The sequence below is a fragment of the Allobosea sp. GW821-FHT03A12 genome (genome assembly GCF_058986765.1).
In genome coordinates this window covers 233951-259664 of record NZ_JBYSVZ010000002.1, presented here as the reverse complement: position 1 = coordinate 259664, position 25714 = coordinate 233951, and the positions used below count along the sequence as shown (strand labels likewise).

Below are 25714 nucleotides of genomic sequence, written 5' to 3'. Positions count from 1 at the left end.
GTCGGACGAACCGGACGGGCATACCCCCGACCGTTCACCACAACCTCAGACCCAACCGTAGAATGCATGTTCATCACCTGCTCCTCAGGCGGCCGACTTCAGGCCGACGCCCATCTCGTCGAGAACCGACGAGACCGTGGCGACGAAATTGCGCATGTCCTGCGCGCCCAGCGCCCCGATGCAGCCGATCCGGAAGCTGTCAGCGACCGTGAGCTTGCCGGGGTAGATGACGTAGCCGGCATCCTTCAGCGCGTCGTAGAAGCGCTGGAAGACGAAGTTCTCGTCCTGCGGCATGTGGAAGGTGACGATGATCGGCGCCTGCCGGGCCGCCGGCAGTAGCGTCCGGAAACCGAGCTCCTGCATGCCCTCGATCAGGATGCGGGCATTGTCGGCATAGCGCTCGCCGCGCCCGGCGACGCCGCCCTCGGCCCAGAATTCCTGCAGCGCCGCATGGAAGGCGACGATGACGTGGATCGGCGGGGTGAAGCGATATTGGCCGGTGCGCTCGAAGCCGGCGTTCTGGTCATGGAGGTCGAGCACCAGCGTGGTGGCGTTGCCCTTGGTTTCGGCGAGCGCGCTCTTGCGGGCGATGACGAAGCCGAGGCCGGGAACGCCCTGGATGCACTTGTTCGAGGAGGCCGCGACCGCGTCGAAATAGACCTCGCGGCTGTCGAGCGGCAGGGCGCCGAAAGCGCTCATCGAGTCGATCAGCAGCCGGCGGCCATGGCGCTTGACCAGCGCCGCGATCGCCTCGACCGGGTTGCGGATGCCGCTGGTGGTCTCGCAATGGACCGAGAAGACGTGAGTGATGCCGGCATCCGCCACCAGCAGGCGGTCGACCTCGGCGAGATCGGGCGGCATGTCTTCGGCGGTCTCGTGGACGACGACGGCGCGCCCGGCGATCTCCAGGATGCGCTTGGCGCGCTGGCCATAGGCGCCGTTGATCAGCACCAGGATCTTGCCGTCGCGCGGCACGAAGGTGGTCAGCATCGCCTCGACCGCGAAGGTGCCGGAGCCCTGCATCGGCACGGTGACGAAATCCTCGCCGCCATGGATGACCTTCGGCAGCTCCTCGAGCACCGCCTTGTTGATCCCCACGAAAGTGGCGTCGCGCGAGCCCCAGTCATGCACCATCGCTTCCTTGATGGCCTTGCTCGTCGTCAGCGGACCGGGCGTCAGCAGAAGCGGGTCACCGGTTTCGGAGGAGGCAGGGCGGCGGGCCTGGGCCATGATGGTCTCGCGATGTCGTTGCGGCGGGTGATCTCGACGCTAGGATCGCGATTGACATAGGTCCAATACATCGTTTCCATATCATCTATAGATAGGATCTATGGCATGGCCATCAGCTATTCCGGGCTCTCCGCCTTCCATGCCGTGGCCGAGGCGCAGAGCTTCACCGGCGCCGCCAGGACGCGCAATGTCAGCCAGCCGACCCTCTCAGCCCAGGTCCGCGGGCTGGAGGATGCCTATGGCGTCCGGCTGTTCGATCGCGCCGGCCGGCAGGTGAAGCTGACCCCGCTGGGGCAGAGCCTGTTCGTCATCACGGCCCGGCTGTTCGCAGCCGAGGACGAGGCCCAGTCGCTGCTCGCCGGCAGCCGCACGCTGCAGCGCGGCCATCTGCGGATCGCGGCCGATAGCGCCACCCACGTCATGGCCACCCTCGCCCGCATGCGCGAGCGCTATCCGGGCCTGACCTTCTCGCTGACGATCGGCAACTCCTCGGAGGTCGTCGACCAGATCATGGACTTCGCCGCCGACGTCGCGATCACGGCGCGCGCCAACTCCGACCCGCGTATCTACAGCATCAGGCTGCGCTCCGACGACCTCGTCGCCTTCGTCTCGGACCAGCACGATCTGGCACGGCACGACCACCTGCCGATCGAGGCCTTCGCCGGCCAGGACATCGTCCTGCGCGAACGCGGCTCGATCACCCGGGAGGTCTTCGAGAACCGGCTGTCGGTCGCCGGGATCAAGCCGGCGAACCTGCTCGAGGTGCAATCGCGCGAGGCGGTCCGTGAGGCCGTCGCCTTCGGCTTCGGCATCGGCGTGGTCTTCGCCGCCGAGTTCAAGCCGGAAGCCGGCCTGAAGCGCATCGTCATCACCGGGGCCGAGTTCGACGTCGGCGAATATGTCGTCTGCCGGGCGGAGCGCCAGCGCCTGCCGCTGGTGCGCAGCTTCTTCGAGACGGTCCAGGATCTCCAGGAAGAGCGCTGAATCCAGCCGCCCCGGGACCAGATTCAGGCGAGCGCCTCGACCATGGCCGGCCAGCGCTGGCGCCAGGGGCGCGCCTGCTCATAGGCCGCCGCGACCTTCAGGACCCGCTCGTCGTCGCGCCAGGGGCCGACGATCTGCAGGCCGACCGGCAGCCCGGCATCGGTCCAGCCCGCGGGGACGGAGATCGCGGGATGACCGGTCAGGTTGAACACCGAGGTGAGCCCGAGCTGCTCGAAGGGCGAGTTGATCGCGACACCATCGATGATCGCCGGGTAGTTGATCCCGAGCGGAAAGGCCGGGACCGGCGTGGTCGGCGTGACGATGACGTCATACTGCTCGAACAACCTCCGGACCCGATGATAGATCGCGGATTGGGCCCTTTCGGCCAGGCCGACCTGCGTCGCCGTCGCCCGTGCTGCGAGCTCGGCGCGCAGGCCCATCAGCGGGTCGATCTCGTCCTTGCGCCCGGGTTAGACGTCGTCGATCAGCGCCGCCCGCAAATAGGCGTTGATCAGGCCGTAGGGGCCGATGCTGTCGCGGAAATCGACATCGATCTCGCTGACCTCCGCGCCCAGGCCCTCGAACGCCGTCAGCGCCTCCTGGCAGAGCCTCCGCACCGCGGCTTCGACGGGAACGACGTTGAGATTGGGGCTGTAGCCGACCCGCAGGCCCTTAATCGAGAGATCGCCGGTCGCGGCGGCGAGGAAATCGTGCGGCCCGTCGGCCAACGACGTCGGGTCGCGCGGATCGGGCCCGGCCATGAGCTGCAAGGCGAGCGCCGCATCCGCGACCGTGCGGGTGATCGGGCCATGGCAATTGCGGATCGGATGCCAGAGCATCGGATCCTCGGCCGCGATCCGGCCGACGGAGGGCTTGAGCCCGACGAGGCCGCAGAACGCGGCGGGGATGCGGATCGAACCGGCGAAGTCGCTGCCTTCAGCCAAGGCGCCCATGCCGGTCGCGACCGCTGCCGCAGCCCCGCCGCTAGAGCCGCCCGGCGTGCGCCCGGTGTCCCAGGGATTGCTGGTCGCTCCGAAAATCATGTTGTCGGTGACGCCCTTGCAGCCATTGTCGGGCGTATTGGTCTTGCCGATCAGCACGCCGCCGCCACGCTCGCGCAGGCGCTCGGCGACGATGTCGTCGCGGGTCGGGACGCCGTCGAAGACCTTCGATCCCATGGAGGTGCGGATGCCCGCCGTGGCGGTCAGGTCCTTCAGCGTATAGGGCACGCCATGCAGGGAGCGGAGCTTCTCGCCGCGCGCCACCGCCTCGTCCGCGGCCTTCGCCTGCTTGCGCGCCAGCTCGGCCGTCACGGTCACGACCGCGTTGATACCGGGGTTCAGCTGCTCGATCCGGGCCAGCGCCGCTTCGGTCACCTCGCTGGAGCTGATCAGCTTGCTGCGGATGCCAGCCGCCAGCTCCAGGGCGCTCCACGAACACAGGTCATTCCGATCGGCCATGCGACTTGTCCCCACCGCTCTACCCGTTCCGAGCCGCCGGCATCTGAGATCCAAATGCCGGCATTTCACACAATCGATTGCAAAGATAAACCCAAAACAAGCAGCCTAGGCCGCGACGCGCACGCCCTCCTCGGCGCCCTTGCGCTGGGGCTCGATGCCGAGCGTCCCGACGACGAGGATCATGATCATCAGCGCACTCGCCATCAGCGTCAGCACGCCAGCGACGCCGTATTGAGTGAACAGCGGACCGATGAAGAGCGGCACGACGATGCTGGCGCTGCGCCCCGCGGCATTGCACAGGCCGACCCCGCGCAGGCGGAAGGCGGTCGGGAACAGCTCCGGCACATAGATCGCGAACAGCGCGGCGACCAGCACATAGATCGGGATCGTCAGCAGGAAGCCGATGACGGCGGTCATTGTGGAACTGGCCGACAGCCCGAACAGGACACTGAGCCCGATGGCGATGGCCGATGCGCCGATGATGGTGGGCTTGCGGCCGAAGGCGTCCGCCGAGACTGCCCCGAGCGACGCCCCGATCGGGCCGCCAAGGGCCATAACCAGCGCAAAGCCGGTGCTGCGCGCGATGCTCTCGCCCTGCCCGACGAAGAAGGTCGGCAGCCAGGTGATGAAACCGTAGATCAGCGTGTTCACCACCATCAGCGCGATGCAGCCGACGATGAGGCGCGTCAGATAGGGCCGGCGGAAGAGCTGGCCGGCGCCGAGCGGGACCTCGTCCTCGGCCGATGCCTGCACCGGCGGCAGCGGCCCCATGGCGCTGGCGGACTGCTCGAGCTTCGCGACCAGCGCCTCAGCCTCCGCCTCGCGCCCGGCGGCGGCGAGCCAGCGCGGCGATTCCGGCAGGTCGCGGCGCAGCAGCCAGGCGACCAGGGCCCCGATCGCGCCGAGCACGAACATCACGCGCCAGCCGAAGGTCGGCACCAGCAGCCAGGCCGTCAGGGCCGAGGCCGGCAGGCCCGCCGTAACCAGCGTGCCGATGAAGCCGGACCAGCGGCCGCGAACCCGCGCCGGGAAGAATTCGGTGATGATCGAGTAGCCGACCACGGCCTCGGCGCCGAGGCCAAGCCCCATCAGGAAGCGCAGCACGATCAGCGTTTCCATATTCGGGGCGAAGGCCGAGGCGAGCGCCGCCGCGCCGAACAGGATCAGGTTCGTCTGATAGGTCACCCGGCGGCCATAGCGGTCGCCCCAGAAGCCGGTGAGGAGCGCGCCGAGCGTCATGCCGACGAAGGTCGCCGAAATGAACAGCCCGTTCTGCGCCAGCGTCGAGAAGCCCGATTTGTAGGCGGCGCCGAGCACGCTGGCCGCGATGTAGATGTCGAAGCCTTCGAAGAACATGCCGACCGCAACGAGCCCGAAGATCTTGCGATGCAGCGGCGTGATCGGCAGCCGATCGAGCCTCGCTCCGATGGTGTTGACCGACATTGGCCTCCCCTCCCTGTTTTCTGGTGATCGGCGCCCGCCCGATGCTGGCCGAGCCGGTCGCGCGTCAGTCGATGACAGCGGCGCCCTGGATTTCGATGAGCATGGTCGGGTCGGCGAAGCCCGTGACCGTGATCGCGGCGCTGGCCGGGAAGTCGGAGCCGAAGATCTCGGCGCGGATCTCGGTCATCCGCGTGGTGTGGCGCGGGTCGGTCAGGAAGACCGTGACGGTGACGATGTCCTTCAGCGTGGCGCCGGCTTCCTTCAGCGTCGCCTCGATATTGCGGAAGGTCTGGTAGGTCTGCGCCTCGAAATCGCCGGCGAGCGATTTGCCCTCGTTGTCCTTCTGGCCTGTATGGCCGGCGAACCAGACGGTGCGCCCGCCCTGTGTGATCACCGCCGGCGAGAAGGCGCGCGACTGCTGCCAGGTGCCGCGAACATAGGTCTTGGTCATGATGTCCTCACTTTGGCTTTCGCTTCTTACAAACGATTGCAGAAGCGTTTCTCGCCGTCAAGCCCCATCCAGCGCCCTACTGCATGCGCCTGCATCAGGCCAGGCATGGACAGCACGCAATCGGCGATGTCATAATCGCAACCGATTGTAGAAAAATTGCAATCGCGGGCAGCGTCGGCTGCGCTGATCTGCAACAAGAATTCGGGCTGGATCATCGGTGAAAGCGAAATTGTCCCAGCAGCGCGTCGGCAGCGGCCGGCGTACCGTCACCATGAAGCAGGTGGCCGAGCTCGCAGGCGTCCACGTCTCCACCGTATCGCGCGCGCTCAATCCGGCGACGCGGCCGATGGTAGTGGCGGAGGCGGTCGCGCGGGTGATGAAGGCCGCCAATACCCTGGGCTATCGCCTCGATCCGGTCGCCGCCTCCCTGCGCACCGGGCGTTCGCGGCTGGTCGGCGTGCTCGTCCCCGATATCGCTACCAGCGTCTTCACGCCGATCCTGACCGGCGCGACGGCGCGGCTCTCGGCCCATGGCTATTCGGCGATGGTCGCCTATGTCGGCGGCGATGCGAGGCAGCAGCTCGATCTCGCCGGCGACCTGATCGCCCGCCGCGTCGACGGCCTGATCCTGGCCACCGTCAGCCTCGACGATCCGCTGGTCGGCTTCTGCCTCGCCGAAAAGCTGCCGGCCGTGCTGGTCAACCGCGCCGAGAAGGAGGCCAGGGTGCCGGCCGTCGTCTCGGACGACATGCGCGGCATGCAGCTCGCCATCGACCATCTCGTGGCGCTCGGGCACAGCCGGATCGGACATCTCGCCGGCCCGCAGCAGCATTCGACCGGACTGCTGCGGCGGCAGGGCTTCCTGCAGGCGCTGGCCGCGCACGGGCTCCAGGCGCATGGCCTGATCGAGGCCGGCACCTATACCCGCGAGGAAGGCGCGCAGGCGGCGCGGCGCCTGATCGATGGCCGTCCCGAGATCACCGCCATCGTCGCAGCCAACGACCTGCTCGCGCTCGGCGCCTATGATGCGCTGCGCGAGCATGGCCTGACCTGCCCCGACGACCTCGCCATCATCGGCCATAACGACATGCCCCTGGTCGATCTCGTCCAGCCGCCGCTGACCACGATCCGCATCAGCCATGAGGAAATGGGCCGCCAGGCCGCCGATCTCCTGCAGCAGACGATCGAGGCTGCCGACAGCCCCGTCCGCAATGTCGTGCTGCCGCCGCGGCTGATCGTGCGGGGCTCGACCGCCGCGCCGCGCAAGGGGCGCATCAAGAGCAAAGCCTGAGCGACCGAGACCGCGACGACCTCAGGCGAGCGCGAGCTGCCGGAAGCCGTCGTCGATATAGCGGTCGACAGTCCCGAGCTCCGACCCGCCATTGCCATGGCGCCGGCGCAGATCGATGACGCAATCCGCCCCGGCCGGATCGATGGCGAGCGTGCGCGCCAGGCCCCCTTCCGTCACCAGCATCCGATAGGCCTCGTCGAGCACGGCGCGGACCGCCGGCTGCTTCTCGGCCAGGATCGCGCAGGCCTCGGCCTTGTTCGAGGGATCGCCCAGCCATGCCAGGCTGCGGTGGAAGGCGCGGATGAACCGGACGATAAGCTCGGGATGCGCCTGTGCGAAGGACCGCCGCGCCGCGCCGACGATGCCCTGGTAGGGGCCGAGAATCGACCGGGCCGAGAGCAGGCGGACGCTGCCCGCCCCCTCCGCCGCCAGGCAAAGCGGCGCGTTCAGCAAGGTCGCGGCACAGTCTCCATCCTTCAGCGCCTGCAGGCGCTCGGCGCCGGTGCCCACGGCCTTGTAGGCGACGTCGCCCTCGGACATCCCGGCGCGCCGCATGATCTCCTTCAGCACGAAGGCGTAGCCGGTCGTCAGCGCGTCGACGGCGAGCGTGCTCCCGCGCAATTGCGCCGGCGCCTCGACCCCTGGCCGCGTCATCAGGCTCAGCAGGCCGTCATCCACCCCCATGAAGGCGAAGAAATCGGCAGTCTCGCCGAGAGGCTCCTCGCCCTGCCCGCTGGCATAGGCGATCACATTGTCGATCGAGGAGAGCGCGATCGCGGCCGCTCCGGAATGCAGCGCACGCGCCATGTGCCGCGAATTCGGCGTCAGGGTAAGCGTCAGCTCCAGACCCTGCTCCGCGAAGAAGCCGCGTGCCTGCCCGGCCCAGACCGGCCAGTTCGAGGCGCCGGCGAAGGCGATGATGTCGAGCTTGGTCATGATCTCCCGCCTTTGGGCCGCCAGCGGCCGCGCGCTCGAATGCTGAGCGCGGAGTCCTTTCTGCAATCGATTGTAAGAAAAATCAAGCGAGAGGCCGCGACGTATGTCCGGCAGACCGGAGGGCGAGCGCCCTCGCCGGGGCGCAGGCAAAATCAGGCGCAGCCTCGCCGAGCTTGGTTTCAGGCGCCGAGGATCGTCAGGATGATGCGCACCGGCTGGTCGCCGACATTCCTGAACCAATGCTCGGTATCGACCAGCACCGTCGCGGTGTCGCCGGCGTCCAGTGTGATCGTCTCCTGCCCGGCGTGGATCTCGAGACGGCCGGTGAGAATGTGGAAGATCTCGCGAGTTCCCGGCTTATGCGGCGCAAAGCGGTTCGACGTCGCTCCCGGCGGAACGCTATAGGACAGAAGCTCCAAATCCGGCGTCGGGCGCGCCAGCGTCAGCCGCTCGATTCCCGTCACATCGTCGAAGAAGCGCAGATTCTCGCCGTCGCGGGTGATCTTGGCATTGTCGCGCTCGACAAGCTCGGAGAGCTCCAGGCCGAGACCGCGTGCAATGGCGATCGCGTTCCGCAGCGTCGGGCTGAGCAACCCGCGCTCGACCCGCGACAACGCAGCTGCAGAAACTCCGCTCGTCCCGGCGAGCTGGTCGAGCGTCACGCCGAGCTGCGTGCGACGCGTGCGCACGGCGTTCCCGAACCGGACATCCTGATCCTGCGACTCTACCTCCACACGGCACCCCTGCGCTTGACAAATTGCATATTAGCAAAAATAATTTCTGATCTGCAAATCAAAGGCACCCCATGTCCACCCTCCTCAGCGCATTGCCGGCGCTGTCCACCATTCTCGCCCTCGCCTTCGGAGCGCGCTCGCTCCACGCCGCCCTTCTTGGCGTCGGCACAGCCGCGCTCGCCATCCTGCTGGCCTTCCCGCTCCCGCCGGACAGCATCCTGCCGGCCACCTTGCGCTGGACCCCTATCCTGATGGAAGTCCTGCTGATCGTCGCAGGCGGGCTGCTGCTGTCGGAGGTGCTGCGGCAGGCGGGTGGTCAGGCCGCGCTGGCGAGCTGGATCCGCGGACGCGCCGGCCAGGGCGTCGGCGCCATCCTGCTCGTCGTGCACGGCGTCACGCCATTCGCGGAATCGCTGACCGGCTTCGGCATCGGCGTCACCATCGGCATCCCCTTGCTGGCCCATTTCGGCTTGCCGGCCCGCAAGGTCGCGGTGATCGGCCTGCTCGGCCTCTGTGCGGTGCCATGGGGCTCGATGGGGCCAGGAACGCTGATCGCAGCGACCATGTCCGGCCTCTCTTTTCGTGATCTGGGCGTCGCATCCGCCGCGATCAGCATCGTCCCCTTCGTCGTGACCGGAATCATCGCCGCCTGGCTCGCCGCTGCGCCAGAGGAGCGGGGCAAGGCAGTCCTGCAGGGAGTGCTGTCCGGCGTCGCGCTGACGCTCGCGATCGCAGTGGCCAATATCCTGTTCGGGACGGCGCCCGCCGGCGCCATCGGCGCGCTCGTCATGATCGTCCTGTATGTCCTCGCCGGACATCGACGTGGCGGCACGACACGGCTGGATACTGTCGGGAGCCGGGCGCTGTGGAGCTATGCCATCCTGCTCGGCGGCGTGCTGGCCGCCGGCTGGGCCGTGCGGGCAAGCGGCCTGTCGGAGAACTGGCGCTATCTCGGCTCGCCCGCGCTCTGGCTGTTCATCGCCGCGGCCTGGTTCGCGCGCGGACGGCCGGACCGCCAGTCGCTGCGCAAGGCCTGGGCGTCCTGGCGCGAGGTCGCACCGGTCACCGGCCTGTTCATCCTGCTCGGCATTCTGATGGCGGTGTCGGGCATGGCCGCGCACCTCGCCCGGACCCTGGCGGGAGCCGGCACGGCCTACCTCGCCGCCGCCCCATTTGTCGGCGCGGTGGGCGGCTTCGTCACCGGCTCCAACGCCGGCGCGAATGCGATGTTCGCGACCACCCAGGCCGAGATCGCCCGCTCGCTCGGCGTCGACGTGCTCTGGTTCATGGCGGTCCACAATGTCGCGGCGGCCTTCCTGTTGATGGCCTCGCCAGGGAAGATCGAGATGGCCGTGCAACTCTCGCCTGCCGGCGCGGCCGAGCATCGCCGCTGGATCCAGCTGGCGATGCTGGGCATCGCCTTCGTCGTGGTCGCAACGCTGGCAGCACTGAACATCATCCACGGCGTACGCTGAGCGGGCGCGATCCATCACGGCATCTACACCACCGACATCGACACCGCCTTCGCCATGGCGGACCGCATCGAGGCCGGCGGCGTGATCATCAACGGCCCCGGCACCTGGCGCGTCGACCATATGCCCTATGGCGGCACCGGCACCTCGGGCTTCGGACGCGAGGGCGTGCGCTACGCGGTCGAGGAATTCACCCGGCCCAAGGTCATCGTGGTCAGGCCTACCTTGCGGGCGCGTGGCTGATCGCTGCGGTCGGGCACGCCCGCCGCGCGAGTGCTCACGGCTACAGAAATTTGGGCCGGCGGGATAACGAGTTCCTGCCGCCACCAAAATCGACAGCAAGCATCTCTTGAGAAGCATTCTTCGAGAAATACATTCTCGTTGACGCTCCTATGATCGAGCTTCAAGCTTTACCGTGCAGCGACGGTCTCCGTGACTGGAGCGCTGCAGTATTCTCATGCGTCCGACATGCCAACCGTGGGACATGCGTCGACCGTGTCGGCAAGCAACGGCGCCGAGGTGCCTCGGCGGCCTCGACGCGATAAGACTGCGCAAACGCAATGGCGGAGTCTGGCCTCCGCAGGATCGACGATGAGCTGGATCGAGGTCACCTATCATCTGCGCGGCTCGGCCGCGGATGCCGAAGCGCGGGCGCGTGCGGTCGCCGTCGAGCAGAGCATCGAGATGCCGCCCGAGGCGGTCGACGACGCCTTCGTCCTCGGCGAGATCCTCGGCCGCGTCGTCGCGGTCGAGCCAAGGAGCGACAGCCTGCAGGCCATCCGTATCCGGCTCTCCGCCGCGACGGTGGGCGACGATGCGGGCCAGCTCCTCAACATGCTGTTCGGCAACTCCTCGCTGCACGATGACCTGACGCTTGCCGAAGTCGTCGTGCCGCCGGACCTGCGCGCTGCCCTGGGCGACGGCCCGCAGGTTGGCCTCGACGGCCTGCGCGGACGTGTCGGAGCGCAATCGCGCGCCCTGACCTGCTCGGCCTTGAAGCCGCAGGGGCTGCCGCCGGAGGACCTTGCGCGCCTGGCGGAAGCCTTCGCGCTCGGCGGCATCGACTACGTCAAGGACGATCACGGGCTGGCGACGCAAGCCTACAGCCCGTTCCCGCAGCGGGTTTCGGCCTGCGCCGACGCGGTGCGCCGCGCCACCGCCCGGACCGGCCATCCCACCCGCTATGTGCCGAGTCTCTCCGGCAGCCTCGACGCGGTACGCGAGCAGTTGCGCGTCATCACGGAGGAAGGGCTCGACACGGCAATGGTCGCACCGGCGATCCTCGGTCTTTCCAATGTCCAGCAGCTCAGGCGCGACTATCCCGATATCGCCTTCCTCGCCCATCCGAGCCTCGCAGGCGCGGCGCGGATCGAGCCGGCCTGCCTGACCACGCTCTGGCGGCTCGCCGGCATCGATGCGGTGATCTTCCCCAACCATGGCGGCCGCTTCGGCTATTCCGAAGAGACCTGCCGGCGGATCGCGCAGGCCGCGCTCGCGCCCACGCCGGGGCTCGCGGCGATCGCCCCGGTGCCGGCCGGCGGCATGAGCGTCGCGCGCGTTCCGGAAATGCTCGACTTCTACGGCCGCGACGTCATGCTGCTGATCGGCGGCAACCTGCTTGCCGAGGGCGACAGGCTGAGCGAAGCCACGGCCGCGTTCGTCGCCACGGTCCACCAGCACTCGCAAGAGCAAGCTCCGGCAGAAAGCCATGCCTGACACCAGCAAGGACGACGCCCCCAATCTGCGCCGGTACGAAGACGGCTTTGCCTGGCAGGGCGTCGAGCGGCTCACCTACAAGCAGGATGGCGATGCGCCCTTCCGCGACGTCTCCCGCCAGATCCTGTTCTCGCGGCCGGACCTTGCCGGCGAACTGCGCTATTTCGAGGTCGGCCCCGGCGGCCACACCACCTTGGAACGCCATGGCCACGTCCATGCGGTGGTCATCGTCCGTGGCCACGGGCGCTGCCTCGTCGGCTCGCAGGTGAGCGGGATCGGCCCACTCGACCTCGTCACCATCCCCGGCTGGACCTGGCACCAGTTCCGGGCCGGGCCCAATGAGCCGCTCGGCTTCCTCTGCCTGGTCGACGCCACTCGCGACCGCCCTGCCCTGCCGACAGCGGAGGAACTGGCTGCCTTGCGGGCCTCGCCGGAGATCGCCGCCTTCCTCGACGGCTGAGCGCGCCCGCAGCACGCCATCCTCAACGCCTATCCACTCGCCAGGCGCGACGCTCGTTGCAGCGCGCCCTCCAGCCTTGCCTTGCAGCCACCGGAAAATAGATCGATGTAGTAGACTTCTAAGCAAGGGGCCGGCAGTGCTGACCAGCAAGGGCAAATACGGCATCAAGGCGATGGTCCACCTTGCCGGGCTGAGGACCGGCGAGACCGCGCAGATCGCCGAGATCGCCCAGCGCAACACCATCCCGAAGAAGTTCCTCGACGCCATCCTGCTGGACCTGCGCAAGGCCGGCCTGCTGCGCAGCAAGAAGGGGCCGGGCGGCGGCTATGCGCTGGCGAAGCCGGCCGGGGGCATCACGCTCGGCGCGGTGATCCGGGCGCTGGAAGGGCCGATCGCGCCGATCGACTGCGCCAGCCAGTCGGCCTTCAGGCCATGCCAGGACTGCGACGACATCGAGGCCTGCATCGTCCGTTCCGCGATGCGCGAGGTGCGCGACGCCATGGCGGCCGTGGTCGACGAGACGACCATCGCCGATCTGGCTGCCCGCGCCGCGGCCTACAAGCCCGAGATCGACTTCGCGATCTGAGGGCGATCTCCTCCCTGGCACCGGACCGAAAAGTGGAATCCGCTTTTCGGAATAATCCGATGCGATAACAATGTGATAGATCATCGTGACCGCGCCCGTTCGGACGCGCGATGATCAGGAATCGATCACGCTGCACCCGGGCGCTTCCGCCCGAATGCAGCGTGACCTCAAGCCGGCCTGCCGGTCAAACCAGGTCGGCCCGAGCCGATCCCGATTTAGCCCCGCGAAGCCGCGATGCTCTCGCTCCGCAGGCGCTCATAATTGGCCTGATCGACCGGAACCGCATCGGGATTGCCGAGATCGTTCATCCGGACGCGGTAGGTCTCGCGAGCCGACCAGGCGGCCGCCGCAGCAATCGTGCAGATAGCCAGGGCGATCGCGCCGACCACCAGCGGGACGTTCTGCGAGCCCGGAGGAGCCACCGTGGCGAACAGGGCCGGCAGCAGCGCGGTGACGGCGGTGCCGAGGTTCTGCGAGATCGCCATCGAGGAGACGCGGGTCCGGGTCGGGAACAGCTCTGGAAAGAAGCTCGGGAAGACCGCGTTATAGCCCTGGTAGACCACGCCCCACATCAGCAGCGACATCACGATCGCCAGCGGCACGCTGTGGATCGAGATCGCATAGAGATAGCCGAAGGCCAGCAGGCCGGAACCGAGGGCGCCGACGATGATGGGCAGGCGGCGGCCGAACTTGTCGGAGAGGTTCCCGACATAGGGGATCACCAGGCAGGCGACGATGTTCCCCATCACCGGGATCCAGAGATAGACGTCCTTGTGGAAGCCGATGCCGTAGGCGGCCTGGACCGCATAGGCGGCGCCGAAGATAGTGGCCACGACCGGGATGACGTTCATCAGCGCCATCAGGATGACGCGGATCATGTCGGGCCAGGTGGTCTGGATCGCCTCGATGACCGGCGAGCGCGGCGTCGCGTTCTGGCTGCCTTCCTCCTTGAAGGCCGGGGTCTCGTCGACCTCGCGGCGGATGATCCAGCCGGCGATGATGACGACGAAGCTCAGCAGGAAGGGAATGCGCCAGCCCCAGCTGTTGAAGGCGGCTTCCGGCATGAAATGGGCCAGCGGCAGGAAGACGGCCGCCGCCAGGATCTGCCCCGCCTGCACGCCCTGCAGCGTATAGCTGGCATAGTAGCCGCGGCGGCCGAAGGGGGCGTGCTCGAGGATCATCGAGCTCGCTCCCGAGATCTCGCCGGCGACGGCGAAGCCCTGGATCAGGCGCATGACGACGAGCAGGATCGGCGCGAGGATGCCGACCTGCTCATAGGTCGGGAGCAGGCCGACCGCGATGGTCGAGAAGCCCATCAGGAACATGCACAGGATCAGCACGTTCTTGCGTCCGTGCGTGTCGCCCCAGTGGCCCAGCACGAAGGCGCCGATCGGGCGGGCGACATAGCCGACGCCGTAGGTCGCCAGCGAGGCGACGATCGCCACGGTCGGATTGCTCGAAGGAAAGAAGATCTGCGGGAAGATCAGCGACGCAGCGGTCGCGTAGATGAAGAAGTCGTAATACTCCAGCGCCGAACCGATCCAGCCGCTCGCGGCGGCCTTCTTGGATTGCTGCCTATGCTGGATGTCAGCATGCAAAGCTGCCGTCATGTTCCACTCCCGATATGATTGACTTGTTTCTGTTTTCTGAGCGCCGCGGCATTTGGCACGACGCGTAGTCAAGGCAGGCATAGGCCGCGACGATCCGGCGCCGCTCCCGTAAGACACGTGAAACTCACGACGTGTTCGAAGTCCGGCCGTCCCCGACGACCTATCTCACTTGCAGGGAAACCCGGGACGAGAAGCAGATGGTCAGCAAGCCCGGCCGCACCGCGGGATCGGCTCTCGTCGACAGCGGCGCGACTGCGTCCGCGCGAGCATCGAGCAGCCCATGGCAGGGATAGGTCTTGTGCAATCTCTCCTCCTGCTCATAACCTACCAAGACGAAATCGCGATGAATAATGCAAACTACGCTGAAATTCATAATCTGCAGATTATGCATCCTTGAGGAAGCGCTCGGTTGAGCAGCCCGCCAGGTGTGCTGTTTCCGCCGCGCCGGCCTCCCGGCAAGCGACCGATGCCCTAAGCCTCCGGCAACGCGACGCGTGGTTCCCGTGCGCGGCTCCTTGAAACGTTTCAGATGGCCTTCGGGCTACACTTCCTCCGCCAGCCGGGTATCGTTGCCCGGCGAATCCTCGCCGGGCTCTCGCCCAGCGAGCTCAGGTCATGCAGGCGCCCGCCGTCGGGAAGGGACAGATGATGAAGACGTCGATTGCCACGGTCTCGCTGTCCGGCAACCTCTCGCAGAAGCTCGAAGCCATTGCAGGCGCCGGCTTCGACGGCATCGAGATCTTCGAGCAGGACTTCCTCGCCTCGGATTTCACGCCCGGCGAGGTCGGCCAGATGGTGCGCGACGCCGGGCTCGAGATCACGCTGTTCCAGCCCTTCCGCGATTTCGAGAGCCTGCCCGAGCCCCATCGCAGCCGGGCCTTTGCCCGCGCCGCCCGCAAGTTCGAGCTGATGAACCAGCTCGGCACCGATCTCGTGCTGGTCTGCTCCACCACCCACCCGGCCGCCATCGGCGGCATCGACCGCATGGCCGCGGATTTCCACGAGCTCGGCGACCTCGCCAAGCAGCATGGCGTGAGGGTCGGCTTCGAGGCGCTGTGCTGGGGCCGCTTCGTCAACGACCACCGCGACGCCTGGGAGGTGGTGCGCCGTGCCGATCACCCGAATGTCGGCCTGATCCTCGACAGCTTCCACACGCTGGCGCGCCGGATCGCCCCCGACTCGATCCGTTCGATCCCCGGCGACCGGATCTTTTTCGTGCAGCTCGCCGATGCGCCGGCGATCGACATGGACCTGCTCTACTGGTCACGCCATTTCCGCAACATGCCCGGCGAGGGCGATCTTGACGTCACCGGCTTCATGCGCGCCGTGGCCGCGACCGGCTATGCCGGGCCGCTGAGCCTGGAGATCTTCAACGACCAGTTCCGCTCCGGCCTGCCGCGGCTGGTGGCGCAGGACGGCCATCGCAGCCTGATCCAGCTGATGGACCGCGTCCGCCGGGTCGAACCGGCCCTGCCCGCGGACCTGCCCGCCTTCCCGCCGCCCGCGCCAGTCGCGGGCGTCGAGTTCATCGAATTCGCCACCAGCGCCGAGGAGGCACCGGGCGTCGAGGCGTTGCTGCACTCCTGCGGCTTCGACAAGACCGGCAGCCATGTCTCGAAGCCCGTAAGCCTGTGGCGCCAGGGCGGCGTCAACGTGCTGGTCAACACCGACGCCAGCGGCTTCGCCCACAGCTCCTATGTGGTCCATGGCACCGCGGTCTCGGAGATCGCGCTGATGCTGCCCGATGCGCGCGCCGCCTTCGAACGGGCGAGCGCGCTGCTCGCCCAGCCGCATGCGCAGGCCTCCGGCGAAGGCGAACTGAGCATCCCCGCCATTCGCGGCGTCGGCGGCAGCGTCCTGCGCTTCCTCGACGCGAGTTCGGATCTCGGCCGTATCTGGGAGATCGACTTCAGGACGAGCCCGGCCGGCGCCGGCGCCGGGCTGACCCGGGTCGATCATCTCGGCCAGACCATGCCCTATGACGAGATGCTGAGCTGGTCGCTGTTCTACACCAGCATCTTCGACGCCCATAAGTCGCCGGTCGTCGACGTCGTCGATCCCGACGGGCTGGTGCGCTCGCAAGCGGTGCAGTCCGGCGGCCTGCGCGTCACGCTGAACGGGGCCGGCGCGCGGGGGACCCTCGCCGGGCGCTTCATCGAGGACAGCTTCGGTTCTTCCGTCCAGCATATCGCCTTCGCCAGCGACGACATCTTCGCCACAGCGGCTGCGATGGCCGAGCGCGGCTTTCCTGTCCTGCAGATCGGCGCGAACTACTACAACGACGTTGAGGCCCGCTTCGGGCTGCAGCCAGCGCTGGTCGAGCGGATGCGCCAGGCTAACATCCTCTATGACGAGGATGCCGGCGGTCAGTTCTTCCAGTTCTATTCGGCGCCGCGGCCCGACGGCTTCTTCTTCGAGATCGTGCAGCGGCAAGGCAATTATCAGGGCTATGGCGCGCCGAACGCCCCCTTCCGCATCGCCGCACAGAAGCGCGCGGCGCGGCCGGCGGGGATGCCGAAGCGCTAAAGCAATTCCAGCAAAAGTGCGCAGCGGTTTTGCGTCCGGAATTGCGCACGAACAAAGCTCTAACCTTGCCGGTCGGCATTCTCCTTGGTCAGCCGTTCCAGCAGGTCGAGGCCGGGAACCGCCGGTCCGCCCTGGCGCTTGGTCAGGCCGACCGCGCCCGACAGGAAGCGGGCGCCGGTCGAGATCTCGCAGAGATCGCCGCGGTCCAGATCGTCGGCGACGACGCCGCGCGAGATGAACCAGACCGCATCCGAGCCGAGCAGGATCGCGCGCCCCACCGGCAGGGCGACCGTCTCGAAGGCAGGCTGCAGTCCGGCCAGGTTGAACGTCAGCAGATAATCGTCGACCGCCCGGCGGATGATCGCGGTGGCGGGCGGCAGCAGCACCGGCACGCGCGCCAGCAATTGCGCCACCGGCTCGCCGCGCAGCGGATGGTCGCCGCGGGCGACCAGCGTGATCTCCTCCTCGTAGAGATGGGCGAAGACCAGGCCGGCCATCTCGCTGGCCACCGGCATGCGCCCGAGCATCAGGTCGATCGCCCCCTCGCGCAGCAGCCCGACCAGATAGGAATGCGGCCCGGTCTCGATCGCCAGCACGGTCTCGGGCGCGATCTCGCGGAAGCGCAGCGCCACCCGCGGAAACAGGCGCGTCGCCGCCGTCGGCAGCACGCCGACCCGGATCGTGCTGCCCGGCGCGCCCGGATGCAGCGCCGCTGCACCCGCTTCGAAGGCCTGCAGGCCGATGCTGGCATGGCGGCGGAAGAGCGCGCCCTGCTCGGTCAGCACGAGGCGCCGCTTCTCGCGCCGGAACAGCGGCGTCGCCAGCAAGGTCTCCAATTCCGCGAGGGTTCGGCTCAGGGCCGGCTGCGTGATGCCCTGGCGACGCGCGACCGCCGACAGGCTACCTTCGACCGCGATATCCAGGAAAGCTCGGATATGACGCAGTTTGACGGCAGGGTGCATAATCATTTGATTATGTATCCTAGCGATCTTTGCATTATTCGGGCCGGTATCACCTTGATAGGTTATGGCCAGGAGGAGAGATCGTGCAAGCCCTTACCCGCCCCTATGGTGCTCTCCACTATCGCACGGACGGTCCGGCGGACGCTCCGACGGTCATCTTCGCCAACTCGCTCGGCACGGATCTGCGGCTCTGGGATGCGGTCCTGCCGCTTCTGCCCCGGGATCTGCGCTATATCCGCTACGACAAGCAGGGCCACGGCCTCTCGACGCTGGGCGGCGGCACCGATATCGCCGACCATGCCGACGATGCCATCGCGCTGATCGAGGCGCTCGCCGGCAAGCCGGTCGTCTTCGTCGGGCTCTCGATCGGCGGCCTGATCGGCCAGACCGTCGCGAGCCGGCGTCCCGAGCTGGTCCGCGCTCTCGTCCTCTCGAACACCGCCGCCAAGCTCGGCACGGTCGAGAGCTGGCAGGCCCGCATCGACGCCATCACCGGCCATGGGCTGGAGCATATCGCCGACGCCGTCATGGAGCGCTGGTTCGCCCCGGCCTTCCGCGCCACGCCGGAACTCGCGCTCTGGCGCGCCATGCTGACCCGGACGCCGGCGGACGGCTACATCGCCGCCTGCAAGGCGCTCTCCCGGGCCGACCAGACCGCCGCGACCGCGGCCTTGCGCCTGCCCGCTTTGGCGATCGCCGGCGATGCCGACGGCGCCTCCCCGGCCGAGGTGGTCGAAGCGACCGCCGCGCTGATCCCCGGCTCCGCCTTCCACGTCATTCCCGGCGCGGGCCACCTGCCCTGCGTCGAGAAGCCCGCGGCCTATGCCGCGATCCTGTCCCCGTTCCTGAGGGCCCATGCTCATGACTGAGCTTGCCGACAAAGGCATGTCGATCCGCCGCCGCGTGCTGGGCGAGGCCCATGTCGACCGCGCCGAGGCCAACAAATCCGAGTTCGACGCCCCATTCCAGGCGCTGATCACCGACGCGGCCTGGGGCCATGTCTGGGCCCGCGACACCCTGCCGACGCGCGAGCGCTCGATGATGACGATCGCGCTCCTGGCCGGGCTCGGCAATTACGAGGAGCTTGCCCTGCATCTGCGCGCCACGCGCAACACCGGGGCGAGCAAGGACGACGTGATGGAAGCCCTCCTCCACGTCGCGATCTATGCCGGCGTCCCGCGCGCCAACCACGCCATCAAAATCGCGAAGGACATCTTCGCAGCCATGGCTCAGGACGAGCAGGCATAAGAAAAGAGAGGAAACGCCATGAAACCAGCGGAGTTCTACCAGCGTGACCGGACCTGGCAGCCGCCGGCGCTGACGCCCGACTACAAGACCTCGGTCGGGCGCAGCCCGCGCCTGGCGATGCTCTCGCTCCAGGGCTCGATGTCCGAGATCACCGGCCCGACCTTCGGCCACAGCGACATCGACCCGATCGACAACGACCTGATCAAGAACTACGCCAAATCAGGCGATCCGGTCGGCGAACGCATCATCGTCCATGGCCGCGTCCTCGACGAGAACGGCCGCGGTGTGCCGAACACGCTGGTCGAGATCTGGCAGGCCAATGCCGGCGGACGCTACCGCCACAAGAAGGACACCTATCTCGCGCCGATCGATCCGAATTTCGGCGGCTGCGGCCGTACGCTGACCGACGAGAACGGCTACTATTTCTTCCGCACGATCAAGCCCGGCGCCTATCCCTGGCGCAACTGGGTCAACAACTGGCGCCCGGCCCATATCCATGTTTCGGTCTTCGGCACGGCCTTCAGCCAGCGCCTGATCACCCAGATGTATTTCGAGGGCGACCCGCTGATCGCGAAATGCCCGATCGTCGCGACGATCCCTGACCAGCGCGCCATCGACCAGCTGATCGCACCGCTCGACCTCAACGCCGCCGTGCCGCTCGACTGCCTCGCCTACAAGTTCGACATCGTGCTGCGCGGCCGCCGCTCGACCCTGTTCGAGAACCGCCTGGAGGGCAACTGATCATGGTCCAGGCTCTGCCCTATCTGAAGGAATCCGCCTCCCAGACCGCCGGTCCTTACGTCCATATCGGCCTGGCGCCGGGCGCAGCGGGCTTCGACATCTATCGCCAGGAGCTGGGCCAGACCATCGCCGGCCCCGACGTGCCCGGCGAGCGCATCCGCATCGAGGGCCTCGTCTATGACGGCACCGGCGCGCCGGTGAAGGACATTCTGCTGGAAGCCTGGCATGCCGACGCCAACGGCATCTATCCTCATCCCGAGGATCCGCGGCACGTCGAGGTCGCGCCGGGTTTCCGCGGCTGGGGCCGGATCATCACCGATTTCGACAGCGGCCTCTGGAGCTTCGAGACGATCAAGCCGGGTCCAGTGCCGGGTCGCAACAAGCGCGTGATGGCGCCGCATATCAGCCTCTGGCTGGTCTCGCGCGGCATCAATATCGGCCTCAACACCCGGATGTATTTCGACGACGAGGACAATAGCGCCGACCCGGTGCTGGGCCTCGTCGAGCAGGAGAACCGCCGCCGGACCCTGATCGCCCAGCGCACCGCCCCCGGCGTCTACCGTTTCGACATTCGCCTCCAGGGCGAAGGCGAAACCGTGTTCCTGGACGTCTGAGCCATGACGCAGCCCTGCATCATCTGCGTCGCCATTACCGGCTCGCTGCCGACCAAGGCCAACAACCCGGCGGTGCCGATCACGATCGCCGAGCAGATCGAGAGCACGCAGGAGGCCTTCGAGGCCGGCGCCAGCATCGCGCACTGCCATGTGCGCGATGACGAGGGCAAGCCGAGCTCGGACCCCGAGCGTTATGGCCGCCTCAAGGAAGGCCTGGAGAAGCACTGCCCGGGCATGATCGTCCAGCTCTCGACCGGCGGCCGCTCGGGCGCCGGCCAGGCCCGCGGCGCCATGCTGTCGCTGCGGCCGGACATGGCCTCGCTCGCCGTCGGCTCGAACAACTTCCCGACCCGCGTCTACGAGAACGCTCCTGACCTGGTCGACTGGCTCGCCTCCGAGATGGTGACCCATGGCGTCAAGCCGGAGATCGAGGCCTTCGACCTCTCGCACATCCTCAAGGCGCACGAGATGTGGCAGCGCGGCCAGATCGTCGACCGCCCTTACGTCCAGTTCGTCATGGGCGTGAAGAACGCGATGCCGGTCGATCGCGACGTGTTCGACTATTACATCCGCACCGTGAAGCGCCTGTTCGGCGAGAACGCGCCCTGGTGCGCCGCCGGCATCGGCTCGAACCAGATCGTGCTGAACGAATGGGCGATCGCTAGTGGCGGCCATGCCCGCACCGGCCTTGAAGACAATGTCCGCCTAGACCGCGAAAGGCTCGCCCCTTCGAACGCGGCGCTGGTCCAGCGGGCGACAGAGCTCTGCCGGAAACACGGCCGGCCCGTCGCAACCTGGCAGCAGGCGCGCGAGATGCTCGGCATTCCCATGAGGGCAGGCAGAGCCGGCTGAGCCGAGCCGCCTGCTTCCGGCCCGAAACAGGACAGAAGACGCCATGATCAGCGGAAAGACCAAGCTCATCGGCCATCTCGGCTTCCCGACCGAGAGCTTCAAGGCGCCGCTGATCTACAACCCCTATTTCGAGCGCGACGGCATCGATGCGGTGGTCGTCCCGATGGGCAGCCGCAGCGAGGATTATCCCGATTTCCTCAGGCTGTTCTTCCGCCTCTCCAACGCCCATGGCGCGCTCATCACCATGCCGCACAAGGTCGTGACGACAGGCCTGGTCGACGATCTCATGCCGACGGCCGCCATCGCCGGGGCCTGCAACGCCGTGCGACGCGAGGCCGACGGCAAGCTGACCGGCGAGATGTTCGACGGCGAGGGCTTCGTGCGCGGCGTGCTGCGCAAGGGCCGCCAGGTTGCCGGAACCCGCGCGCTCGTCGTCGGCGCAGGCGGCGTCGGCTCGGCGATCGCCGCATCGCTCGCCAAGGCCGGCGTCGCCGAGCTTGGCCTGTTCGACATGAATGGCGGGGCGGCCGAAGCGCTGGGCGGACGGCTGGCGCGCTATTACGCCGCGCTCAAGGTCTCGATCGGCTCGAACGACCCGGCCGGCTTCGACATCGTCGTCAACGCGACGCCTTTGGGGATGAAGCCGGGCGATCCCTTGCCGCTCGACATCGAGCGCCTGCCCTCCTCCGCCTTCGTCGGCGAGGTGGTGATGGCGCAGACCATCACGCCTTTCCTGGCGGCGGCGCAGCAGCGCGGCTGCCAGGTCCAGGTCGGCACCGACATGCTGTTCGAGCAGATCCCGGCCTATCTGGAATTCTTCGGCCTGCCCACGACCACCGCGGAAGACCTGCGTGCCGTGGCGCGGCTCGGCTGAAGCAGCGCGTTCGCGCTTGCTCCGGAAGCTGGCTCATTCTGGTCGCGCTTGCTCGCGAAATTGGCGGGGCGTGACGCCGGACATGCGGCGGAAGGCGCGGCTGAAATGCGCCGGATCGGTATAGCCCGACGCAAACGCGACATCGATGATCTTGGCGTCGCTATCGCGCAGCAGCCTGCTTGCGTGCTCATATCTGACGGTGCCGAGGATATCCGAATAGGTGAGGCCGCATTGCGCCAGCCTGCGCTGGAAGCTTCGCGTGCTGACCCCCGCCATCTCCGCGACCTCGGCGAGCGCCGGCGTCCGCGCATCCAGATAGGACGGCAGCATCAGCCTGAGGGTCTCGACGATATCGTAGCCGAGCAGATCGTCCTCAGGCCCGCACGGCATGGGGCGTGCTCCATGCGAACGATTGGGCAGGCTGAGATAGGCGATCGGCAGGTCGACCCAGGCGGCGCGCTGGCCCGACAGGAAGCGTGTGTTCGGCCAGAATGAGCGCGTCGCCGGCCCCGGCGTGTAGCGTGCCTCGAAGGCGATCGTCGCCGGCATCCAATCGGCCCCCGTGAACTGCCGGATGATCAGGATGGCGAAGATGTTCTGGAGCCATTGCGCATGCTCCAGATGCCGGAGCCCGCGCGCCCCGGTGAGCCTGTTGCAGACCCGCACATGGTCGTCGTGGTGCTCGATCCACATGCTCAGGATCGTATCCTCCCGCGGCGCCCAGTGGCACGCATGCCGCAACGCGACGAGCAGCGTCGGGGAATGAGCGATCAAGGCTCGTGTCTTGGTCCGCAGATGGGAGAAATGCAGCCGCTGGCCGGCGAGAAAGCTGAAATCGTCGATGCCCTGTGTCCTCTCGGCGGTCTCGACGAAGCGAAGGGCCGGCAGCAGCGGGACATAGAGATCGCTCTTCTCCTCCAGGGAGGCCGGCAGCCGGCATCGTTCCAGCAGCGAACTCGTCGCTGCCCCGGCTTCGTCGAGGATGCCGAGGAACGGCAGCAGAAACTGACCGCGCGTCAAAGGGATGTTCGCCATCGGATCTCGCCGCGAGCCTCGGGTCGGTGCGCCTTCGCCGGACAGAATCACGCGGGATCGCGGTCGGCAGCGATGCAGGATAGCCGGTCGCGATTGGCGCGAAATGGCAAGACTGGCGACCCGCCCATGCAGGAAATGCCCCGAGCAGAATTCGTCTGCCGTCGCGTCCGATCGAGTTCGGGAGGCAGCGGCGCTGGCGGTGGGAAATCCAGAGGAGAACCGGTGCGCCATCTCGTGATCGGACTGACCGCGGCTTTGCTGCAGGCGCCGGCCTGGGCGTCCGACGTCCCGCAACCCGCCTCGCCGCGGGATCCGCTCGGCGCCTCGGCGCCGCGATTCTCTGTCACGAGCTATCTCTGGGCGACCGCGATCGATGGACGGAGCGCGACTTTCCCGCCCCTGCCGGCGGCCGACATCCACTTGCGCTTCCGCGACGTCCTCAAGGAGCTGAACGGCGCGATGATGGCCTCTGCGGAGATGCGGATGGGCCGCTGGAGCGTCCTGGTGGACGGACAGTTCTCGCAGGTGACGTCCGGCGGCAATCTGCCGGGTCCGTTCTTCTCGGCGCTCAAGCTGCGCTCGCAGAGCACGACCGTCCACGGCTCCGTCTTCTATCGGGCCTATGAGGACGGCTCGGTATCGTTGGACGTGGGCGCCGGGGTCCGGTTCTGGAACCTGAACAACAAACTGGAGGTCCTACCCGGCCTCGCCAATCTCCGTATCGACCATCGCGACTCCGAGGCCTGGGCCGATCCCGTCATCGGCGCCCGGCTCGGCATCGAGCTCGGCGGCCCGTGGAGCCTGACGGTGGCAGGCGACATCGGAGGCTTCGGCGCCGGCTCGCAGCTGACCTGGCAGGGGCTGGGCAGCGTCAACTACGCCTGGAGCGAGCAGCTGACGCTGAAAGCCGGCTACCGGGCGCTTCATGTCGATTACCGCCATGGCGGGTTTTCCTATGACGTGACCCAGCACGGCCCGGCCGTTGCGGCGACATATCGGTTCTGACCGAGCGATCCACGAGTGCGGCGATGTCGAAAGGATGCGGAATGCATGTGACTGAGATTGCGGGTTTGACCGCGGCCGTTTCGGCGCTTGCGCTGCTCGCGCTCGGCGGGCAGGCCTTCGCCCAATCGGGACAGGCCCAGCCCGCTGTCACCGACCCGCATTTCAAGATCGCGCCGGGCTATCTCGCACGATCCGAGCTGCCGGACAGCCTCGTCCTTCTGGGCCCGCCGCCCGAGGCCGGCTCGGCCGCGCTGGCCAGGGACGAAGAAGCGCGCAGGGCGACGATACCGCTGCGGAACACCGAACGCTGGACGCTCGCTCATCGCGATGCCGAGCTCGCCTTTCCACAGGCGGCCAGCACCTTCTCCTGCGCGATGGGCGTCGGGATCGACGCGGCGCAGACGCCGCGCCTCTATGCGATGACGCAGAAGATGCTCTCGGATTTCGGCCTGTCGACCTATGGCGTGAAGAACAAATACAATCGCGTCCGCCCCTTCGTCGTCCATGACGAAGCCACATGCAGGGCCGATCAGGAGGCCATCCTGCGCGGCGACGGCTCCTATCCGTCCGGCCATACCGCCGCGGGCTGGGGCTGGGCGCTCGTCTTCGCGCAGATCAATCCCGAGCGCTCGAACGAATTGCTCGCGCGCGGCATCGCCTTCGGCCAGAGCCGGGTGATCTGCAACGCCCATTGGCAGAGCGACGTCGATGCCGGTCGCATCATGGGCGCGGCGACCGTGGCGCGGTTGCAGACCAACCCGGCTTTCCTTGCCGATCTCGAAGTGGCAAGGGCGGAGGTCAAGGCGGCGAAGGCGAAGCAGCCAGCGCCGGATTGCGCGGCCGAGACAGCGGCCCTGTCGAGGCAGTAGGCCAGCTCGCGGGGAGAAAGGGACGCCCGCCGATCGGTCCAGTCGAGGTCGATCGGGGTCGCTTTCAGCCGGCCCCGGCCACGCGGCGCCGCGTCTTCTTTGCGAGCAGGCCGCCATCGCCAATCGGGATGTCCTCGCTGGCGGCCTTGTCGCCGAGCACATGCGACAGGACGCGGCGGGCATTGGCGGCGCAGTCCATGTCGTCCGGCTTCGCCTCGATCTCGGCCAGCAGCGCGACGAGCTGCGCCTTGCTCTGCCTGAGGCGCGCCTCCAGCGCCTCGATATCCGCCACCTTGCGGCGCAGCGCCTCGACCAGCCCGGCATGGTCCCAGCGGTCGAGGCCGGGCGGCAGGAGCTTGCGGATTTCGTCGAGGCTGAAGCCCGCCTGCTGCGCCGTCGTGATCAGCTCCAGAACCAGCACGGCCTGCGGCGGATAGGTGCGGTAGCCATTGGCGCGCCGGTCTACCGTCTGCAGCAGGCCGGCGCGCTCGTAGAAGCGGATGCGCGAATTGGTCAGCCCCGTCCGCTTCGCCAGCTCGCCGATGTTCATCGCTTGTGGTCCTCAGAAAAAGGCGCTTGACCTTAAACTTAACTCAAAGGTTACGGTCTGCGCAA

The 25714-nt window shown here is 67.6% G+C and carries 28 protein-coding genes; 16 read left to right on the top strand and 12 right to left on the bottom strand.

From position 1 onward, the window contains the following. Window positions 1-84 precede the first annotated feature (84 nt). Window positions 85-1230, bottom strand: a complete 1146-nt coding sequence (locus tag AC3WLC_RS07805; RefSeq protein ID WP_493683359.1) for a 2-aminoethylphosphonate--pyruvate transaminase — start codon at window positions 1228-1230, stop codon at window positions 85-87. 105 nt (window positions 1231-1335) lie between these two features. On the opposite strand from AC3WLC_RS07805, the gene AC3WLC_RS07800 reads away from it, so the two are divergent. Continuing rightward, on the top strand, window positions 1336-2214 hold the full coding sequence (locus tag AC3WLC_RS07800; protein WP_493683358.1) for a LysR substrate-binding domain-containing protein: 879 nt from the start codon (window positions 1336-1338) through the stop codon (window positions 2212-2214). A 23-nt stretch (window positions 2215-2237) separates the two neighbouring features. On the opposite strand, the gene AC3WLC_RS07795 is transcribed toward AC3WLC_RS07800, so the two are convergent. The 5 genes from AC3WLC_RS07795 to AC3WLC_RS07775 all read right to left on the bottom strand — a co-directional run bounded on the left by AC3WLC_RS07795 (window position 2238) and on the right by AC3WLC_RS07775 (window position 5783). Beyond that, complete coding sequence (locus AC3WLC_RS07795; protein WP_493683357.1) at window positions 2238-2654, bottom strand: amidase family protein; 417 nt, start codon at window positions 2652-2654, stop codon at window positions 2238-2240. A gap of 30 nt (window positions 2655-2684) precedes the next feature. Further along, window positions 2685-3674 (bottom strand): amidase, encoded by a 990-nt coding sequence (locus tag AC3WLC_RS07790; RefSeq protein WP_493683356.1) that lies wholly within the window; start codon window positions 3672-3674, stop codon window positions 2685-2687. Window positions 3675-3779: 105 nt separating this feature from the next. Further along, a complete protein-coding gene (locus tag AC3WLC_RS07785; RefSeq protein WP_493683355.1) occupies window positions 3780-5117 on the bottom strand; it encodes an MFS transporter in 1338 nt (445 codons plus the stop codon). Between the two features lie 64 nt (window positions 5118-5181). Beyond that, on the bottom strand, window positions 5182-5568 hold the full coding sequence (locus tag AC3WLC_RS07780; RefSeq protein ID WP_493683354.1) for a RidA family protein: 387 nt from the start codon (window positions 5566-5568) through the stop codon (window positions 5182-5184). A gap of 26 nt (window positions 5569-5594) precedes the next feature. After that, the gene (locus tag AC3WLC_RS07775) at window positions 5595-5783 is read right to left on the bottom strand and encodes a hypothetical protein (protein WP_493683353.1); all 189 of its coding nucleotides are present in this window, start codon (window positions 5781-5783) and stop codon (window positions 5595-5597) included. 2 nt (window positions 5784-5785) lie between these two features. Between AC3WLC_RS07775 and AC3WLC_RS07770 the strand changes: the two genes are divergently transcribed. Continuing rightward, window positions 5786-6859 (top strand): LacI family DNA-binding transcriptional regulator, encoded by a 1074-nt coding sequence (locus tag AC3WLC_RS07770; RefSeq protein WP_493683352.1) that lies wholly within the window; start codon window positions 5786-5788, stop codon window positions 6857-6859. Window positions 6860-6880: 21 nt separating this feature from the next. Here AC3WLC_RS07770 and AC3WLC_RS07765 read toward each other — a convergent pair whose 3' ends face one another. Both AC3WLC_RS07765 and AC3WLC_RS07760 read right to left on the bottom strand, forming a co-directional pair. Then, window positions 6881-7795: an ABC transporter substrate-binding protein gene (locus tag AC3WLC_RS07765; protein ID WP_493683351.1), complete on the bottom strand. Its 915-nt coding sequence runs from the start codon at window positions 7793-7795 to the stop codon at window positions 6881-6883. Between the two features lie 179 nt (window positions 7796-7974). Beyond that, the gene (locus tag AC3WLC_RS07760) at window positions 7975-8484 is read right to left on the bottom strand and encodes a helix-turn-helix domain-containing protein (protein ID WP_493683350.1); all 510 of its coding nucleotides are present in this window, start codon (window positions 8482-8484) and stop codon (window positions 7975-7977) included. A gap of 116 nt (window positions 8485-8600) precedes the next feature. On the opposite strand from AC3WLC_RS07760, the gene AC3WLC_RS07755 reads away from it, so the two are divergent. The 5 genes from AC3WLC_RS07755 to AC3WLC_RS07735 all read left to right on the top strand — a co-directional run bounded on the left by AC3WLC_RS07755 (window position 8601) and on the right by AC3WLC_RS07735 (window position 12763). After that, window positions 8601-10004 carry an L-lactate permease gene (locus AC3WLC_RS07755; protein WP_493683349.1) on the top strand — a complete coding sequence of 468 codons (1404 nt, stop codon included), beginning with the start codon at window positions 8601-8603 and terminating at the stop codon, window positions 10002-10004. A gap of 9 nt (window positions 10005-10013) precedes the next feature. Next, window positions 10014-10244, top strand: a complete 231-nt coding sequence (locus AC3WLC_RS07750) for an aldehyde dehydrogenase family protein (protein WP_493683368.1) — start codon at window positions 10014-10016, stop codon at window positions 10242-10244. Between the two features lie 348 nt (window positions 10245-10592). Then, window positions 10593-11717, top strand: coding sequence for a RuBisCO large subunit C-terminal-like domain-containing protein (locus AC3WLC_RS07745; protein WP_493683348.1), 1125 nt, complete (start codon window positions 10593-10595; stop codon window positions 11715-11717). Then, complete coding sequence (locus tag AC3WLC_RS07740; protein ID WP_493683347.1) at window positions 11710-12177, top strand: cupin domain-containing protein; 468 nt, start codon at window positions 11710-11712, stop codon at window positions 12175-12177. Before AC3WLC_RS07745 ends, AC3WLC_RS07740 begins: the two co-directional genes overlap by 8 nt. Window positions 12178-12313: 136 nt before the next feature. After that, a complete protein-coding gene (locus AC3WLC_RS07735; RefSeq protein WP_493683346.1) occupies window positions 12314-12763 on the top strand; it encodes an RrF2 family transcriptional regulator in 450 nt (149 codons plus the stop codon). 215 nt (window positions 12764-12978) lie between these two features. Here the strand turns inward: AC3WLC_RS07735 and AC3WLC_RS07730 are convergent, their stop codons facing one another. Next, entirely contained in the window at window positions 12979-14373 is a 1395-nt protein-coding gene (locus AC3WLC_RS07730) for an MFS transporter (protein WP_493683345.1), read from the bottom strand. 648 nt (window positions 14374-15021) lie between these two features. On the opposite strand from AC3WLC_RS07730, the gene AC3WLC_RS07725 reads away from it, so the two are divergent. Next, window positions 15022-16899 (top strand): bifunctional sugar phosphate isomerase/epimerase/4-hydroxyphenylpyruvate dioxygenase family protein, encoded by a 1878-nt coding sequence (locus tag AC3WLC_RS07725; RefSeq protein WP_493683344.1) that lies wholly within the window; start codon window positions 15022-15024, stop codon window positions 16897-16899. Window positions 16900-16958: 59 nt separating this feature from the next. Here AC3WLC_RS07725 and AC3WLC_RS07720 read toward each other — a convergent pair whose 3' ends face one another. After that, on the bottom strand, window positions 16959-17867 hold the full coding sequence (locus tag AC3WLC_RS07720) for a LysR substrate-binding domain-containing protein (protein ID WP_346362929.1): 909 nt from the start codon (window positions 17865-17867) through the stop codon (window positions 16959-16961). A 77-nt stretch (window positions 17868-17944) separates the two neighbouring features. On the opposite strand from AC3WLC_RS07720, the gene pcaD reads away from it, so the two are divergent. Genes pcaD through AC3WLC_RS07690 form a run of 6 tightly spaced genes read left to right on the top strand, consistent with a single transcriptional unit; the run spans window position 17945 to window position 22190 of the window. Next, window positions 17945-18730: a 3-oxoadipate enol-lactonase gene (gene pcaD / locus AC3WLC_RS07715; protein ID WP_493683343.1), complete on the top strand. Its 786-nt coding sequence runs from the start codon at window positions 17945-17947 to the stop codon at window positions 18728-18730. After that, window positions 18717-19109, top strand: a complete 393-nt coding sequence (gene pcaC / locus AC3WLC_RS07710; RefSeq protein ID WP_465246684.1) for a 4-carboxymuconolactone decarboxylase — start codon at window positions 18717-18719, stop codon at window positions 19107-19109. Before pcaD ends, pcaC begins: the two co-directional genes overlap by 14 nt. 18 nt (window positions 19110-19127) lie before the next feature. Next, complete coding sequence (gene pcaH, locus AC3WLC_RS07705; protein ID WP_152012114.1) at window positions 19128-19850, top strand: protocatechuate 3,4-dioxygenase subunit beta; 723 nt, start codon at window positions 19128-19130, stop codon at window positions 19848-19850. Between the two features lie 2 nt (window positions 19851-19852). Beyond that, window positions 19853-20464 carry a protocatechuate 3,4-dioxygenase subunit alpha gene (gene pcaG / locus AC3WLC_RS07700; protein ID WP_493683342.1) on the top strand — a complete coding sequence of 204 codons (612 nt, stop codon included), beginning with the start codon at window positions 19853-19855 and terminating at the stop codon, window positions 20462-20464. Window positions 20465-20467: 3 nt separating this feature from the next. Beyond that, entirely contained in the window at window positions 20468-21316 is an 849-nt protein-coding gene (locus AC3WLC_RS07695) for a 3-oxoadipate:acetyl-CoA acetyltransferase (RefSeq protein ID WP_493683341.1), read from the top strand. 43 nt (window positions 21317-21359) lie between these two features. Then, window positions 21360-22190 carry a shikimate dehydrogenase family protein gene (locus AC3WLC_RS07690; protein ID WP_493683340.1) on the top strand — a complete coding sequence of 277 codons (831 nt, stop codon included), beginning with the start codon at window positions 21360-21362 and terminating at the stop codon, window positions 22188-22190. A 33-nt stretch (window positions 22191-22223) separates the two neighbouring features. Here AC3WLC_RS07690 and AC3WLC_RS07685 read toward each other — a convergent pair whose 3' ends face one another. Further along, a complete protein-coding gene (locus AC3WLC_RS07685; protein ID WP_493683339.1) occupies window positions 22224-23456 on the bottom strand; it encodes a helix-turn-helix transcriptional regulator in 1233 nt (410 codons plus the stop codon). Between AC3WLC_RS07685 and AC3WLC_RS07680 the strand changes: the two genes are divergently transcribed. Both AC3WLC_RS07680 and AC3WLC_RS07675 read left to right on the top strand, forming a co-directional pair. Beyond that, complete coding sequence (locus AC3WLC_RS07680) at window positions 23448-24230, top strand: hypothetical protein (protein ID WP_493683338.1); 783 nt, start codon at window positions 23448-23450, stop codon at window positions 24228-24230. The genes AC3WLC_RS07685 and AC3WLC_RS07680 overlap by 9 nt on opposite strands. 41 nt (window positions 24231-24271) lie before the next feature. Next, on the top strand, window positions 24272-25099 hold the full coding sequence (locus tag AC3WLC_RS07675; RefSeq protein WP_493683337.1) for an acid phosphatase: 828 nt from the start codon (window positions 24272-24274) through the stop codon (window positions 25097-25099). 64 nt (window positions 25100-25163) lie between these two features. On the opposite strand, the gene AC3WLC_RS07670 is transcribed toward AC3WLC_RS07675, so the two are convergent. After that, window positions 25164-25649, bottom strand: coding sequence for a MerR family transcriptional regulator (locus AC3WLC_RS07670; RefSeq protein WP_493683336.1), 486 nt, complete (start codon window positions 25647-25649; stop codon window positions 25164-25166). Window positions 25650-25714 lie beyond the last annotated feature (65 nt).

Bases quoted from the DNA above. Each gene is read 5' to 3' on its own strand.
- AC3WLC_RS07775 (WP_493683353.1), bottom strand. From the start codon at position 5,783: ATGATCCAGCCCGAATTCTTGTTGCAGATCAGCGCAGCCGACGCTGCC.
- pcaC (WP_465246684.1), top strand. From the start codon at position 18,717: ATGCTCATGACTGAGCTTGCCGACAAAGGCATGTCGATCCGCCGCCGC.
- AC3WLC_RS07690 (WP_493683340.1), top strand. From the start codon at position 21,360: ATGATCAGCGGAAAGACCAAGCTCATCGGCCATCTCGGCTTCCCGACC.
- AC3WLC_RS07790 (WP_493683356.1), bottom strand. From the start codon at position 3,674: ATGGCCGATCGGAATGACCTGTGTTCGTGGAGCGCCCTGGAGCTGGCG.
- AC3WLC_RS07800 (WP_493683358.1), top strand. From the start codon at position 1,336: ATGGCCATCAGCTATTCCGGGCTCTCCGCCTTCCATGCCGTGGCCGAG.
- AC3WLC_RS07795 (WP_493683357.1), bottom strand. From the start codon at position 2,654: ATGGGCCTGCGCGCCGAGCTCGCAGCACGGGCGACGGCGACGCAGGTC.
- AC3WLC_RS07780 (WP_493683354.1), bottom strand. From the start codon at position 5,568: ATGACCAAGACCTATGTTCGCGGCACCTGGCAGCAGTCGCGCGCCTTC.
- AC3WLC_RS07720 (WP_346362929.1), bottom strand. From the start codon at position 17,867: ATGATTATGCACCCTGCCGTCAAACTGCGTCATATCCGAGCTTTCCTG.
- AC3WLC_RS07670 (WP_493683336.1), bottom strand. From the start codon at position 25,649: ATGAACATCGGCGAGCTGGCGAAGCGGACGGGGCTGACCAATTCGCGC.
- pcaH (WP_152012114.1), top strand. From the start codon at position 19,128: ATGAAACCAGCGGAGTTCTACCAGCGTGACCGGACCTGGCAGCCGCCG.
- AC3WLC_RS07730 (WP_493683345.1), bottom strand. From the start codon at position 14,373: ATGACGGCAGCTTTGCATGCTGACATCCAGCATAGGCAGCAATCCAAG.
- AC3WLC_RS07740 (WP_493683347.1), top strand. From the start codon at position 11,710: ATGCCTGACACCAGCAAGGACGACGCCCCCAATCTGCGCCGGTACGAA.
- AC3WLC_RS07765 (WP_493683351.1), bottom strand. From the start codon at position 7,795: ATGACCAAGCTCGACATCATCGCCTTCGCCGGCGCCTCGAACTGGCCG.
- AC3WLC_RS07725 (WP_493683344.1), top strand. From the start codon at position 15,022: ATGAAGACGTCGATTGCCACGGTCTCGCTGTCCGGCAACCTCTCGCAG.
- AC3WLC_RS07805 (WP_493683359.1), bottom strand. From the start codon at position 1,230: ATGGCCCAGGCCCGCCGCCCTGCCTCCTCCGAAACCGGTGACCCGCTT.
- AC3WLC_RS07755 (WP_493683349.1), top strand. From the start codon at position 8,601: ATGTCCACCCTCCTCAGCGCATTGCCGGCGCTGTCCACCATTCTCGCC.
- pcaG (WP_493683342.1), top strand. From the start codon at position 19,853: ATGGTCCAGGCTCTGCCCTATCTGAAGGAATCCGCCTCCCAGACCGCC.
- AC3WLC_RS07685 (WP_493683339.1), bottom strand. From the start codon at position 23,456: ATGGCGCACCGGTTCTCCTCTGGATTTCCCACCGCCAGCGCCGCTGCC.
- AC3WLC_RS07745 (WP_493683348.1), top strand. From the start codon at position 10,593: ATGAGCTGGATCGAGGTCACCTATCATCTGCGCGGCTCGGCCGCGGAT.
- AC3WLC_RS07675 (WP_493683337.1), top strand. From the start codon at position 24,272: ATGCATGTGACTGAGATTGCGGGTTTGACCGCGGCCGTTTCGGCGCTT.
- AC3WLC_RS07785 (WP_493683355.1), bottom strand. From the start codon at position 5,117: ATGTCGGTCAACACCATCGGAGCGAGGCTCGATCGGCTGCCGATCACG.
- AC3WLC_RS07695 (WP_493683341.1), top strand. From the start codon at position 20,468: ATGACGCAGCCCTGCATCATCTGCGTCGCCATTACCGGCTCGCTGCCG.